The 12,619-nt window shown below is 67.4% G+C and carries 13 protein-coding genes; 2 read left to right on the top strand and 11 right to left on the bottom strand.

Annotated elements, in window-relative coordinates; translation table 11 throughout:
* Window positions 1-107: 107 nt before the first annotated feature.
* The 8 genes from R1L06_RS19845 to aspS form a co-directional block, all read right to left on the bottom strand.
* Window positions 108-2,027 (bottom strand): potassium transporter Kup, encoded by a 1,920-nt coding sequence (locus R1L06_RS19845; protein ID WP_317218558.1) that lies wholly within the window; start codon window positions 2,025-2,027, stop codon window positions 108-110.
* 49 nt (window positions 2,028-2,076) lie between these two features.
* Window positions 2,077-2,670: a Holliday junction branch migration protein RuvA gene (gene ruvA / locus R1L06_RS19840; RefSeq protein ID WP_005410756.1), complete on the bottom strand. Its 594-nt coding sequence runs from the start codon at window positions 2,668-2,670 to the stop codon at window positions 2,077-2,079.
* A 13-nt stretch (window positions 2,671-2,683) separates the two neighbouring features.
* Complete coding sequence (gene ruvC / locus R1L06_RS19835; protein ID WP_032128530.1) at window positions 2,684-3,205, bottom strand: crossover junction endodeoxyribonuclease RuvC; 522 nt, start codon at window positions 3,203-3,205, stop codon at window positions 2,684-2,686.
* Window positions 3,206-3,310: 105 nt separating this feature from the next.
* A complete protein-coding gene (locus tag R1L06_RS19830; protein WP_317218557.1) occupies window positions 3,311-4,042 on the bottom strand; it encodes a YebC/PmpR family DNA-binding transcriptional regulator in 732 nt (243 codons plus the stop codon).
* 179 nt (window positions 4,043-4,221) lie between these two features.
* Window positions 4,222-4,854, bottom strand: a complete 633-nt coding sequence (locus R1L06_RS19825; protein ID WP_032128532.1) for an esterase/lipase family protein — start codon at window positions 4,852-4,854, stop codon at window positions 4,222-4,224.
* A 75-nt stretch (window positions 4,855-4,929) separates the two neighbouring features.
* The gene (locus tag R1L06_RS19820) at window positions 4,930-5,451 is read right to left on the bottom strand and encodes a GNAT family N-acetyltransferase (protein WP_032128533.1); all 522 of its coding nucleotides are present in this window, start codon (window positions 5,449-5,451) and stop codon (window positions 4,930-4,932) included.
* Window positions 5,452-5,482: 31 nt separating this feature from the next.
* Window positions 5,483-5,806, bottom strand: coding sequence for a DNA primase (locus tag R1L06_RS19815; protein ID WP_317218556.1), 324 nt, complete (start codon window positions 5,804-5,806; stop codon window positions 5,483-5,485).
* A gap of 16 nt (window positions 5,807-5,822) precedes the next feature.
* Window positions 5,823-7,574 (bottom strand): aspartate--tRNA ligase, encoded by a 1,752-nt coding sequence (gene aspS, locus R1L06_RS19810; RefSeq protein WP_317218555.1) that lies wholly within the window; start codon window positions 7,572-7,574, stop codon window positions 5,823-5,825.
* 159 nt (window positions 7,575-7,733) lie between these two features.
* Between aspS and R1L06_RS19805 the strand changes: the two genes are divergently transcribed.
* A complete protein-coding gene (locus R1L06_RS19805) occupies window positions 7,734-8,483 on the top strand; it encodes a DUF3011 domain-containing protein (protein ID WP_182266580.1) in 750 nt (249 codons plus the stop codon).
* A 133-nt stretch (window positions 8,484-8,616) separates the two neighbouring features.
* On the opposite strand, the gene R1L06_RS19800 is transcribed toward R1L06_RS19805, so the two are convergent.
* The 3 genes from R1L06_RS19800 to blaL2 all read right to left on the bottom strand — a co-directional run bounded on the left by R1L06_RS19800 (window position 8,617) and on the right by blaL2 (window position 11,525).
* Window positions 8,617-9,258: a hypothetical protein gene (locus R1L06_RS19800; RefSeq protein ID WP_049422905.1), complete on the bottom strand. Its 642-nt coding sequence runs from the start codon at window positions 9,256-9,258 to the stop codon at window positions 8,617-8,619.
* A 55-nt stretch (window positions 9,259-9,313) separates the two neighbouring features.
* Window positions 9,314-10,528, bottom strand: coding sequence for a cation:proton antiporter (locus R1L06_RS19795; RefSeq protein ID WP_317218554.1), 1,215 nt, complete (start codon window positions 10,526-10,528; stop codon window positions 9,314-9,316).
* Window positions 10,529-10,613: 85 nt separating this feature from the next.
* Window positions 10,614-11,525, bottom strand: coding sequence for a L2 family extended-spectrum class A beta-lactamase (blaL2, locus tag R1L06_RS19790; RefSeq protein ID WP_317218553.1), 912 nt, complete (start codon window positions 11,523-11,525; stop codon window positions 10,614-10,616).
* 176 nt (window positions 11,526-11,701) lie between these two features.
* Between blaL2 and ampR the strand changes: the two genes are divergently transcribed.
* Window positions 11,702-12,565: a LysR family transcriptional regulator AmpR gene (ampR, locus tag R1L06_RS19785; RefSeq protein ID WP_317218552.1), complete on the top strand. Its 864-nt coding sequence runs from the start codon at window positions 11,702-11,704 to the stop codon at window positions 12,563-12,565.
* Window positions 12,566-12,619 lie beyond the last annotated feature (54 nt).

Here is a 12,619-nt window from a genome sequence, read left to right as displayed (position 1 = left end):
CCCCCTTGTTGTTCAAGGGGGCGCGCCGACAGGCGCGGGGATAAGGTGGAATGCGCGCGGGACCCACGGTTTGCGCAGCAAATCGTGGGACGTAGCGCAGGTGGAGATTAGATCTCCACCTGCGCGCCGAGTTCAACCAGGCGGTTGCCCGGAATCCGGAAGAACCCGGTCGCCGGAGCGGCGTTCCTGTGCATCAGCGCGAACAGCTTGTCACGCCAGATCGGCATGCCACGGTTGGCGGTGGCGACGATGGTTTCGCGGCTGGCGAAGAAGGTGGTGTCCATCGGGTCGAAGTAGATGCCGCCGTGGTCGCACGAGCGCATCAGCGCCAGCGGCACGTCCGGGGTCTCCATGAAACCGAAGCGCACGTAGACGCGGTAGAACTCGTCGCCCACCGATTCGATCTTCAGCCGCTGCCCTTCCATCGCATAGGGAATGGGCAGGGTTTCCACGTGCAGGAACACGTTGCGCTCGTGCAGCACCTTGTTGTGCTTGAGGTTGTGCATCAGCGCATGCGGAGCCACGGTCGGGTCGGCGGTGAGGAATACCGCGGTGCCCGGCACGCGTACCGGCGGCGCCAGCATCAGGCCTGGCAGGAAGGTGTCCAGGCGGATGCCGTCCTTGCGGATCTCATCGCGCAGCAGCTCGCGGCCACGGCGCCAGGTGCGCATCATGGTGAACAGGAAGATGCCCAGCACCACCGGGAACCAGGCGCCCTGCAGCAGCTTGGCGCCGTTGGCGATGACGAAGCCGAGGTCGATGACGAAGAACACCACACACAGCGGCAGGATCCACTTGCGCGCCTTCGGCCACAGCGAGCGCGCCACCAGGGCCAGCAGCAGGGTGTCGATCAGCATGGTGGCCGACACCGAGATGCCGTAGGCCACGGCCAGGTTGGACGAGCTGCGGAAGGCCAGCACCAGGCCGATCACCATCACCGCGATACCCCAGTTGATGCCCGGGATGTAGATCTGGCCGATGGTGTCGTGCGAGGTGTGCTTGATCCGCATGCGCGGGATGTACCCCAGCTGCATGGCCTGGCGCGAGACCGAGAACGCGCCGGTGATGACCGACTGCGAAGCAATCACCGCGGCCATGGTGGCCAGGATGATCATCGGATACAGCGCCCACGACGGCACCGCTTCGAAGAACGGATTTTTCACCGCCTCGGGGTGGTTGAGCACCAGCGCACCCTGCCCCAGGTAGTTCAGCACCAGGCACGGCAGCACGAAGAAGTACCAGGCGTGGCGGATCGGCTTGGCACCGAAGTGGCCCATGTCGGCGTACAGCGCCTCACCGCCGGTCACTGCCAGCACCACCGCACCGAGGATGAAGATGCTGTGCCAGCCATGCTCCATGAAGAAGCGGATTGCCCACCACGGGTTGAACGCCTTCAGCACTTCCGGTGCATCGACGATGTTGTAGATGCCGATCGCCGCCAGCGAAATGAACCAGATCGAGGTGATCGGCCCGAACAGCTTGCCGATCTTCGCGGTGCCGAAGCGCTGTACCGCGAACACCGCCAGAAGCACCACCACGGTGATCGGAACGATGAAGGCGTGCAGTCCTGGCGCGGCAACTTCCAGGCCTTCCACCGCACCCAGCACCGATATCGCTGGGGTGATCACGCCATCGCCGAAGAACAGCGAGGCACCGAAGATGCCGAGGATGCCGACCACATAGGCCGAGCGCGACCCGTTGCGCAGCGTGCGCTGGGTCAGCGCCATCAGCGCCATGATGCCGCCCTCGCCGTCGTTGTCGGCGCGCATGATGATGGTCACGTACTTCAGCGTGACCACGATGTTCAGCGCCCAGAACGCCAGCGACAGCACGCCCAGCACGGTGTCGTGGTCACTGTTGAGCCCGTAGTGCGGCGAGAACGCCTCCTTCAGGGTGTACAGCGGGCTGGTACCGATATCGCCGAAGACCACGCCGATCGCACCGATGATCAGCGCCAGGCCTCCGGCTGGAGGGGCGTGACCATGACCGCCTTGGGCGGCCGCGTGCGGGGTTTGACTGCTGGACATGGGACTCCTGGCGAGGCTCAGGCGGTGGGTTGGGGGAAGGGAAGGCGGGTCAGCGCAGTGCCGACTGCAGCGCCTTGCGGATCACGGTGGCCACTTCGTCACCTTCATTGAAGGCATCGCGAGCCATGCGCGCCGCTTCGGCCGGCTTGTAGCCCAGCTGCTGCAGGGCCACGGTGGCATCGGAGAGCGGGTCGGCCGGGGCCGGGCCGCTGCCGGTGGGCAGCGCGCCGCCGGCACCGAACTGGGCAGCGCGGTCGCGCAGCTCCAGCACCATGCGCTCGGCGGTCTTCTTGCCGATGCCGGGGATGCGGGTCAACGCGGTGATGTCGCCGGCCTGGACCATGCGCGCGAACTCCTCGACGGTGACGCCGGACAGCACCGCCAGCGCGATCTTCGCGCCGATGCCACTGACCTTCTGCACGTCGCGGAACAGGCGCCGCTCACCTTCGCGCAGGAAGCCGTACAGCGAGACGCTGTCTTCCTTCTGCGAGTAATGGGTGTACAGGGTGACCTCGCGGCCGAGCTCGGGCAGGTCGTAGAAGGTGCTCATCGGCGCCTCCAGCTCGTAGCCCACTCCGTTCACGTCCACCACCAGCCACGGCGGCGCCTTGTAGGCGACGATGCCGCGCAGTCGACCGATCATTGCGTGCAGCTCCTCATTTGCGGCCCCACGCCTGGCGGGCACTGAGCCCCAGGCGGTTGGCCGTTGCCCTTACGTGGGCATGGGTGATCGCCACTGCCAACGCGTCGGCCGCGTCGGCCTGCAGCTTGGTTTTCAGGTTGAGCATGAGCCCGACCATGTGTTGAACCTGTTGCTTTTCGGCGCCACCGCGCCCGACCACCGCCAACTTGATCTCGCTGGCGGCGTATTCGTGCACCGGCAGGTCACGCAGCACCACGGCGGAAATGGCCGCGCCACGGGCCTGGCCCAGCTTCAGCGCCGAATCGGGGTTGCGGGCCATGAACACGCGTTCGATGGCCACTTCCTGCGGCTGGTACTCGCGGCACAGGTCAGCCAGGCCCAGCACCAGCAGCTTCATGCGCTGCGGGAAATCGTCGGCGCCGAGCAGCACCAGCGGCTGGTGGTGCACGTGGCTGACACGGCCGGTGGCGTCGACATCGATGATGCCGACCCCGGTCCGCTGCGAACCGGGGTCGATGCCGAGGATGCGGGTCATGCTGCACTCCTGGCGGGGCGGAACGGGAGGCGCTGGCAGGCGTATGGGCTCATGACTGTCCGCGGTGACCGTTCAACGGCCCGCGCCCAGGCCGTCGAGGACGGCTCAGGCGTAGGCGTCGGCGCCGAGTTCGGCGTTGGAGTACACGTCCTGCACGTCGTCCAGGTCTTCAAGCATGTCCAGCAGCTTCTTGACCTGCAGGGCAACCTCGCCCTCGACCTTGATGTCGTTGTCCGCGCGGAAGGTGATTTCGGCGTGGTCGGCGACATGGCCAGCGGCGGCCATCGCATCCTTGACCGCGTTGAACGCGTCAGGGCTGGTGACCACGTCGATCGAGCCGTCGTCCGGGTAGACCACGATGTCATCGGCGCCGGCCTCGATGGCCGCTTCGGTGATGGCTTCCTCCTCGGCTCCCGGGGCGAAGCTGAGCACGCCCAGGCGCTTGAACATGAAGGCAACCGAGCCTTCGGTGCCCATGTTGCCGCCGCACTTGCTGAACGCATGGCGGACATCGGCCACCGTGCGCACGCGGTTGTCGGTCAGGCAGTCGACGATCACGGCCACGCCACCCGGGGCGTAGCCCTCGTAGCGGATTTCCTCGTAATCGACGCCTTCCAGTTCGCCGGTAGCCTTCTTGATGGCGCGCTCGATCACGTCCTTGGACATGTTCACGGCCAGGCCCTTGTCCACGGCCACACGCAGGCGCGGATTGTTGTTGGGGTCGCCTCCACCGCCGCGCGCGGCAACGCCGATCTCGCGGATGATCTTGGTGAAAATCTTGCCGCGCTTCGCGTCGGACGCGTTCTTGCGGGCTTCGATGGAGGGGCCTCTACCCATGGGTGCTACCGTCTGGCTGCTTCAGGATCAAGGCGCGGATTCTACCTGATCGGGGGCGGCAACCGTGTCTAGGGCCGAAGGGATATCGGGAGGGCGCCATCCACGCATGGCGTGGATCTACTGCCGCCGGGCATGGCCCGGCGCTACCGAGAGTGCACCGCCCTGCCCGGCGAACCGCCTTACGCAGCGGCGGCGTCGCGGCTGTGATCGAACTGGCCGTGGCGCAGGAAATGCGCGGTCTGCCGCGCGGCATCGGGCGATACCACCAGGCCACTGTGGCTGGTGCGCACCACGCAATGGTCGGCCAGGCCCGGCAGGCGTGTCTCGGCCAGGGCCACGGTACCGTCGGAGGCATCGTCGATGGCGCCCAGCAGGCTGCCCAGCCCGTGCGGCACCGAACCGGCGATCAGGCCAACCTCGGCCCTGCCCTGCCAGTCCGGCAGGCCATCGAGCAGCAGATCGCTGCTGCGCCCCAACGCCAGGCCCCAGCCGTGCTCGGACAGCGAACGCGCAGTGCCACTGCCGCGCAGCGGCGAGCCCAGGCAGACCACGCGCTGCACGTCCAGCTGCGGCTGGCGGCGCAAGGCCTCCAGCGCCAGCAATCCCCCCAGGCTGTGGCCGACCAGCGACAACGGGCCGGCATCGGCCAGCCGCTCCAGCAGCTGCGGCACGGCCACGTCGGGGCCACCGAACACCGAGGAGTAACCGAACGCGTGCACCTGGAAACCACGCGCGCGCAGGCGCCAGGCCAGCGGCCCGACCCAGGCACGGGCATTCCAGATGCCATGCAGCAGCAATACGGGGGGAGTCATGCAAACAGCCTGGCGGTCAGCGGGGCGGAAACGTACGGTGATTGAACACGCGCGCGCAGCAAGCGGCGGTGAACGTCAGGTCGCGCGCGGTGCGCGGCGCAGGATGAACTCGAGGTCCTGGGTATCACCGACCGGGAACAGGTACTCGCCGGCCTTCTCGAATCCATAGCGGGCGTAGAAACGCTGTGCGCCGAAGTTCTCCGACCACACGCCCAGCCACAGCGTGCGCGGGCCTTCGTGTTCCAGCCAGGCCAGCGCGGTTTCCAGCAGGCGGCTGCCCCAGCCGCAGCTCTGCTGCGTCTTGATCAGGTACAGGCGCTTGAGTTCGCCGTCACCGGGCTTCACGTCCGGGTGCGGCAGGCCACAGGGGCCGGCGGCGGCATGGCCGACCGCCTCCCCGTCCAGCTCCAGCAGCCACACCGCGTAATCCGGGTGGGCCAGGATCACGCGCTGGCGCTCGACCGTGTAGGCCTCCTCGAGGAAGGCCTGCAGGTCCTGCGGCGGATACAGATGGCCGAAGGTTTCGGTAAACGTGCGGGCAGCCAGCGCCGACAGGGTCGGCGCGTCGTCCACGGTGGCGCGGCGGATCGAATACATGCAGGAAGTTGACGTCAGGGCGAAGCGCGGGTCAAGCCTTTTCAGGCGATTCCGCTTCTTCTTCCTCGTCCTCTTCCTCGTATTCCTCTTCGTCCTCGTCCTCGTCCTCTTCTTCGCCTTCCTCGTCCTCGTCGTACTCTTCCTCTTCGTCGTCCTCGTAATCCTCGACGCCGAAGTCTTCACCGTCCCAACGGCCTTCGCCGTCGGCGACGAAGGTCAGGGCCATCGCCGCCGGGTTGGTACCGACACGGACCAGCCAACCACCGAACACGCGTGCACGCTCGGTGACCAGGGTGGCCTCGGAGCCTTCATTGCCCAGCTTTTCCCACTCCAGCGAAAACGCAAACTCGGTCATTGCCTGGATCTCCTGATCAGTTGGTCTTGGGGCGAACCTGGATGTGTACTTCGGCCAGCTGCACGTCGACGATCGGCGACGGCGCATCGGTCATCAGATCCTGTGCACCGGTGGTCTTCGGGAACGGGATGACGTCACGGATCGACTCGGTGCCGGCCATCAGCGCGGCGATGCGATCGATACCGAAGGCGATGCCACCGTGCGGCGGCGCGCCGTAGTTCAGCGCGTCGAGCAGGAAGCCGAACTTGGCGCGGGCCTCTTCGGCGCCGATGCCCAGCAGTTCAAACACCGCGCTCTGCATGTCCGGACGGTGGATACGGATCGAGCCGCCGCCGATTTCATTGCCGTTGAGCACCATGTCGTAGCCGCGCGAAACGGCGGTACGGGCATTGGCGCGCAGGTCGGCGATGTCGTCCACCGCCGGTGCGGTGAAGGGGTGATGCAGGGCGACGTAGCGCTGCGCTTCGTCGTCCCATTCGAACATCGGGAAGTCGGTGACCCACAGCGGGGCCCAGCCATCGGCGATCAGGCCGAAGTCCTTGCCGGCCTTCAGGCGCAGCGCGCCCATGAAGTCGGAGACCTTGTTGTAGCCGCCTGCACCGAAGAACACGATGTCGCCGTTGCCGGCACCGACGTGCGCGACCAGGGCGGCGAAGGATTCCTCGCTGAAGAACTTCTGGATCGGCGAGCTGACTTCGCCGTTGTCGGCGATCTTGATGTAGGCCAGGCCCTTGGCGCCGTACTTGGCGGCATGCGCTGCGTATTCGTCGATCTGCTTGCGGCTGAGCGCTGCACCGCCCGGGATGCGCAGCGCGGCGACGCGGCCTTCGGCGTCATTGGCCGGGCCGGTGAACACGGCGAACTCGCTGTCCTTGACCAGCTCGGCCACGTCGACCAGCTCCAGCGCGATGCGCAGGTCCGGCTTGTCCGAGCCGTAGCGACGCATTGCCTCGGCCCAGGTCATGCGCGGGAAGCTGGCATCCAGCTGGACGTCGACCACTTCCTTGAAGATGGCGCGGATCATGTCCTCGACGAAGTCCTGCACGTCGCGTTCGCGAACGAAGGCGAACTCCATGTCCAGCTGGGTGAATTCCAGCTGGCGGTCGGCACGCAGGGCCTCGTCGCGGAAGCAGCGCGCGATCTGGTAGTAGCGGTCGAAGCCGGCCACCATGAGGATCTGCTTGAACAGCTGCGGGCTCTGCGGCAGGGCGTAGAACTCGCCCGGGTGCATGCGCGCCGGCACCAGGAAGTCGCGCGCGCCTTCCGGGGTGGCCTTGGTCAGGATCGGGGTCTCGATGTCCTGGAAGCCCTTTTCGTCCAGATGGCGGCGCAGGGCCTGCACCAGCTTGATGCGGGTGCGCTGCATGCGCTGCATTTCCGGGCGGCGCAGGTCCAGGTAGCGGTACTTCAGGCGGGTTTCCTCGCCCGGATTCTCGTGGGCGTGGAACGGCAGCGGCGCGGCCTTGTTCAGCACGGTGATGGCGGTGGCGATCACTTCCACCTTGCCGGTGCGCATCTTGTCGTTCACCGCGTGGCGGGCACGCACCACGCCTTCCACCTGCAGCACGTCCTCGTAGCCCAGCGACGCGGCCACGGCGAACACGTCGGCGTTGTCGACTTCCACGGTCACCTGCACGATGCCTTCATGATCTCGAAGATCGATGAAGCAGACGCCGCCCTGGTTACGGGCCACGTCGGTCCAGCCGGCGAGGGTGACAGTCTGGCCAATCAGGGTCTCATCGACCAGGCCGCAGAAGTGGGTACGCATGGGGGGGAAGCTCCGCTGGAGAACGCCGGCACCGGATGGGGGCCGGAAAGCCTCGTATTCTGCGGCCGAGGCCCCGGCCGGGGCAAATCCGGCCAGTCACACCGGCTTGATCGCCCCCCTCCCTATAGTCGGGCACCTGCCACCGTATGGGATGCCGCCATGAAACCGCTGTCCCTGGCCAGCCTGGCCGTAACCCTCAGCCTGGGTGCCGCGGGCACCCTTGCCCTGCCCGCCCCTTCCGCGCATGCGCAGAGCGGCGTGGTCCGCTGCGAAAGCCAGAACAACCGCGAACGGGTCTGCAACACCGGCTGGCGCAATGCGCAGCTGGTGCGCCAGCTGTCCGGCTCGGACTGCGATGAAGGACGCACCTGGGGCAGCCGTAACGGCAGCATCTGGGTCACCAACGGTTGCCGCGCCGAATTCGTGGAGGCCCGCGGTGGCTGGGGCGGCGGCAATGGCAATGGCGGTGGCTGGGGCGGCAACAACGGCCGGCCTGGCGAGACCATCCGCTGCGAGAGCCAGAACAACCGTGAGCGCAGCTGCCCGGTCGGCTGGCGCAATGCCCGCCTGGTCCGCCAGCTGTCCGGCAGCCCCTGCAACGAAGGGCGTACCTGGGGCGTGCGCAACGGCGCGGTCTGGGTCAGTGGCGGCTGCCGTGCCGAATTCGCCGAAGCCCGCGGCTGGGGCGGTGGTGGCGGTGGCTGGGGCGGCGGCAACAGCAATTACTCGGTTACCTGCAGCAGCAACAACAACCGCTCGCAGACCTGCGACTGGGATGAGCGCCAGGGCCGCCCGGTGCTGCAGCAGCAGCTGTCCGGCAGTGCCTGCCAGGAAGGCCGCAGCTGGGGCTACTCACGTGGCCAGGTGTGGGTGAGCAACGGCTGCCGCGCGCGTTTCGGTACGCGGTAAGTACACGGCCGGATCCCTGGCCGACGGCCAGGGCTCTGGCCCCGGTCCGGTATCCCGCATCCACGCATGGCGTGGATCTACTGAGGGTCCTTCTGGGGTCGGGGCCCTCCGCAGGAGGGATCCGACCCTGGGATCACGGGGCGGACGCTTTGTCGTCGCCCCACGGTGCAGGCGGCAGGGCAACCGGCTTGCTCAGGTCGAACTGCACGCGGAAGCGGCGGCCCTCCGGGCGGGTCAGCTCGTAGACGAAGGTCTGGTCGGGATCAATCTCCATCGCCCAGGTGTTGTGCGTGGAGGCCAGCATGTCGGCGCGGCGGAACATCGCCACCGAATCGGCGTCGGCGGGGAACTGCTGGCGCTCGGCGGTGCCCGGCGGCGTGCTGTCGCCCCCGTACAGGGTGATCGCGTCGGGGCTGCCGTCTTCGTGGCGATGGTCGTGCTTCAGGCGCAGGCCGGTTTCCGTACGGGTCAGCACCCAGGTCCGCGAGTGGTCATCGCCGACATGGAACGGGATGCGCAGCTCGTGCGCCGGATCGGCACAGCCGCGCACATGCATGACCAGGCGCTGCCCGGCGAACGGATCCTTGCCGGTCGGTGCCGGCGTGTCCTCCACCACCTTGCCGGCGTAAGCCTGGCCGCAATGCGCGGCGATGGCGGCCATGAAGGCATCGGCCGGTGCGGTCGCCAGATCATGGGCGACCGTATCGGAGCGCTGCGAACACGCAGCAAGGCTGAGCAGGAGGGCGGAAGCGGTGACAACGGCAGGCAGTTTCATGCCCCAACCCTAACGGCCATGGCCGAAGTGCGCAAACCGCACGCGCAGCATCCGCTCAGCGATCGACTGCAGATGCCGCTGGCAGCGTTTCGGTGGCCGCCACCGGCGCGGCTTCGCCTTCACCCGCAGGTTCCTGTTCAACCGGATCGACATCGAACGGCGTGCGGAACACCAGCGACGGCAGCAGCGTGGTCAGCGCCGCATACAGCAGCAGCGCTCCGAACAGCACCGCCGGGATCTGGAAGCGCTCGCGCATGATCGCGGCCAGCACCAGGGTGAAGATCAGCGTCGGCGCCAGCGCCAGCGAGACCCTCAGGCTGCTGCGGAAGCTCTCGCCGAACATCACCCGGCGCTGCAGCCAGACCACGCCGATGCGCAGCGGCAGCACCACCAGGGTGATCACGATGCCCAGCCCCAGCGCCTCGAAGCTGAGTGCTTCGCTGGGCACCTTGGTGCCGGCATTGAAGAAATAGAACGGCACGAAGAACGAGGCGAACAGGCGCAGCGCATGCAGGTTCTCGTGCGAGGCCAGCAGCGGCATGCGCTGGTGCAGCAGGCGCGCGACCAGGCCGGCGATGAAAGCACCGACCAGGTAGTACACGCCCAGCAGATAGGTGATGTACGCCGCGACCATGCCGACCATCACCAGCAGCGAGAACTCCGAGCCCGGCGCATGCGGCGCCACCCAGCGGCCCAGCGCGATGAACAGCAGCGGCAGGCCGACCATCATTGCCAGCAGAGCCAGGCTGGACAGCGCCATGTGGCCCGGATCACCGGCCTGCAGCACGATGAACAACGCCGCCAGCGCCAGCAGTTCACCGGCAATGGCCTTGCTGGTCACCCAGAACCGCTCGTCCTCGCTCAGGCCCAGCCGCGACAGCGAATCCATGATGAAGCCGGTGGACGGCGTCAGCAGCGCCAGCGCCAGCAGGCCGGCGGCCTGCCACGGCAGCCCCGCGTAGCGCCAGGCCAGCCAGCCCACACCGAACAGCGTGCCGGTACGGATCACCAGATGCGCCAGCAGCGGCCACATGCCACGGCGCAGCGCCTGCAGATCCACTTCCAGGCCGGCGAACAGGAACAGCGAGGAAATGCCCAGCGTGGCCAACAGACCGATCACCGAGTCGTGCGCCTGGTCGCCCAGCCAGAGCATGCCGATGATGCCGAACAGCAGGCAGGTCAGCGGCGCGGGCAGGCTGAAACGCTGCAGCGCGCGTGGGATCACCAGCAGCGCAAAGATCAGCAGCAGGTAGATCAGTTCATGGCTCATGGGGGACTTCCGTGTGATTCGAACGCGCGCAGGATGCGCGCGCCGAACCGATCCGGCAAGCCACTTTTGAATGACCCCGGTTACCTCATCCGATCAACCGGTCGGCAATCCGCCCCACCTGTGCCAGCACGGTAGCGCGTTGCTCGTAGCTGATCGCACCTGCCTGCAGATAAGCCGTCAGCACCCACGGTGCGCCGCCGGCCACGGGCCACAGCACGGCGATGTCGTTGCGCGCGTCCTCGTCGTTGCTGCCAGTCTTGTCACCGACGCGCCAGCGCTTGCCCAGGCCCGCGCGCAGGCAGGCGTCGCCGGTTTCGTTGTCGATCAGCCAATCGGCCAGCTGCTGCCGCGACGCCGGCTGCAGCACCTCGCCCAGCACCACGCGCTGCAGGGTCGCAGCCATCGCCGCCGGCGTGGTGGTGTCGCGCGGATCGCCCTTGGCAAAGCTGTTCAGCTCCGGCTCCAGGCGATCACTGCGGCTCACCGCATCACCGCTCGCGCGCAGGAACGCAGTCACCGCGGGCGGGCCACCGACCACGCCGAACAGCAGGTTGGCGGCAGTATTGTCGCTGGTGATGATCGTGGCACGGCACAGATCGCGCACGGTCATGTCCTTGCCGGCGTGGCGGCGGGTGACCGGCGCGTGCGAGAGCAGGTCGGCATCGCGCACCGGCACGCGCGTGTCCAGCAACGCGGGCCTGCGCTCGGCCTGGCTGAGCACGGTGGCGGCCAGCACGCTCTTGAACGTGCTGCACATCGGGAAACGCTCGTCCTGGCGATGACCGATGCGGCGACCGCTCGCAGTGTCCAACAGGGTCACGCCGAGGCGTCCGGCACAGGCCTTTTCCAGTGCGGCGAAGTCGGTGGCGGCGGTGAGGACGGCATCGGTCGGTGCACTGGCGGCGATCTTGCCCGCCGCACGGGCCAGCAACGGCAGGGCAAGCGAGGAAGCAACAGCGGCACCACTGAACTGCAGGAATCGGCGACGGGCGAGCATGCGGGGTTCTCCTGGGGACCGCCCGATTATTGAAGCCTCGCACGCAGGCGACCAGCGCGAAAAATCAGCGGAAGGCATTAGCTGAATTAATGCCTGTCGCAATCAACCCTTTAATTCTTCTGAACTGGCTACTGGGAAGGTAGGATCAGCCATCACCCTGGCTCACGACTACTCCGATGCTGCACCCCACCCTGCCGCTGAACGCCCTGCGTGCCTTCGAGGCGGCCGCACGCCACCAGAACTTCACCCGTGCCGCGCTGGAGCTGTGCGTCAGCCAGGCCGCGCTGAGCCACCAGATCCGCGGGCTGGAGGACCGGCTCGGCATCCGTCTGTTCCATCGCCTGCCGCGCGGCGTGGCGCTCACCGAGGAGGGCGCGGCGCTGTATCCGGTGCTCAACGAATCGTTCGAGCGCATCTCGGCCAGCATCGCGCGCTACACCGGTGGCCCGGCCCGTGAAGTACTGACGCTGGGCGTGGTCGGCACCTTCGCCACCGGTTGGCTGCTGCCACGGCTGGCTGCGTTCGAGGCCGCGCACCCGGACATCGAGCTGCGACTGCAGACCCACAACAATCGCATTGATCTGGCCGGCGAGGGGCTGGACCTGGCGATCCGCTTCGGTGATGGCGACTGGCAGGGCCAGGCCTGCACAGCGATCCTCGACGCGCCGTTTGCACCGCTGTGCGCACCGGCATTGGCGCGGCGGCTCAAACAGCCACGCGACCTGGGCACCCTGCCCCTGCTGCGCTCCTACCGCAGCGACGAATGGCCGCGCTGGCTGCAGGCGGCAGGAGTGAGTGGCGTGGAAGCCCGCGGGCCGGTGTTTGATTCGTCGTTGACGGTGGCGATGGCCGCGGTGGGTGGTGCCGGCGTGGCGCTGCTGCCGCTGCGCATGTTCGAGCAGGAACTGGCCGAGGGTCGCCTGCTGCAGCCATTCAGCATCACGCTGGAGCTGGGGCGCTACTGGCTCACGCGACTGCGCTCGCGTGCCGAGCGTGAGCCGGCGAAGCGGTTCCGCGAATGGCTGCAGGCACAGGGATGAAAAAGGGGACGGAGGGGATTAAGTCGTTTGTGCCACAAACGACTTAATCCCCTC

The sequence above is a fragment of the Stenotrophomonas mexicanensis genome (assembly GCF_032911605.1).
In the GTDB taxonomy this organism is placed as follows: Bacteria; Pseudomonadota; Gammaproteobacteria; order Xanthomonadales; family Xanthomonadaceae; genus Stenotrophomonas; species Stenotrophomonas maltophilia_A.
The sequence above is the reverse complement of the archived record's forward strand: the minus strand, read 5'-3'. Positions and strand labels throughout refer to the sequence as shown.

Bases quoted from the DNA above. Each gene is read 5' to 3' on its own strand.
- R1L06_RS19805 (WP_182266580.1), top strand. From the start codon at position 7,734: ATGAAACCGCTGTCCCTGGCCAGCCTGGCCGTAACCCTCAGCCTGGGT.
- R1L06_RS19845 (WP_317218558.1), bottom strand. From the start codon at position 2,027: ATGTCCAGCAGTCAAACCCCGCACGCGGCCGCCCAAGGCGGTCATGGT.
- ruvC (WP_032128530.1), bottom strand. From the start codon at position 3,205: ATGACCCGCATCCTCGGCATCGACCCCGGTTCGCAGCGGACCGGGGTC.
- blaL2 (WP_317218553.1), bottom strand. From the start codon at position 11,525: ATGCTCGCCCGTCGCCGATTCCTGCAGTTCAGTGGTGCCGCTGTTGCT.
- ampR (WP_317218552.1), top strand. From the start codon at position 11,702: ATGCTGCACCCCACCCTGCCGCTGAACGCCCTGCGTGCCTTCGAGGCG.
- R1L06_RS19830 (WP_317218557.1), bottom strand. From the start codon at position 4,042: ATGGGTAGAGGCCCCTCCATCGAAGCCCGCAAGAACGCGTCCGACGCG.
- aspS (WP_317218555.1), bottom strand. From the start codon at position 7,574: ATGCGTACCCACTTCTGCGGCCTGGTCGATGAGACCCTGATTGGCCAG.
- R1L06_RS19825 (WP_032128532.1), bottom strand. From the start codon at position 4,854: ATGACTCCCCCCGTATTGCTGCTGCATGGCATCTGGAATGCCCGTGCC.
- R1L06_RS19820 (WP_032128533.1), bottom strand. From the start codon at position 5,451: ATGTATTCGATCCGCCGCGCCACCGTGGACGACGCGCCGACCCTGTCG.
- R1L06_RS19815 (WP_317218556.1), bottom strand. From the start codon at position 5,806: ATGACCGAGTTTGCGTTTTCGCTGGAGTGGGAAAAGCTGGGCAATGAA.
- ruvA (WP_005410756.1), bottom strand. From the start codon at position 2,670: ATGATCGGTCGACTGCGCGGCATCGTCGCCTACAAGGCGCCGCCGTGG.
- R1L06_RS19795 (WP_317218554.1), bottom strand. From the start codon at position 10,528: ATGAGCCATGAACTGATCTACCTGCTGCTGATCTTTGCGCTGCTGGTG.
- R1L06_RS19800 (WP_049422905.1), bottom strand. From the start codon at position 9,258: ATGAAACTGCCTGCCGTTGTCACCGCTTCCGCCCTCCTGCTCAGCCTT.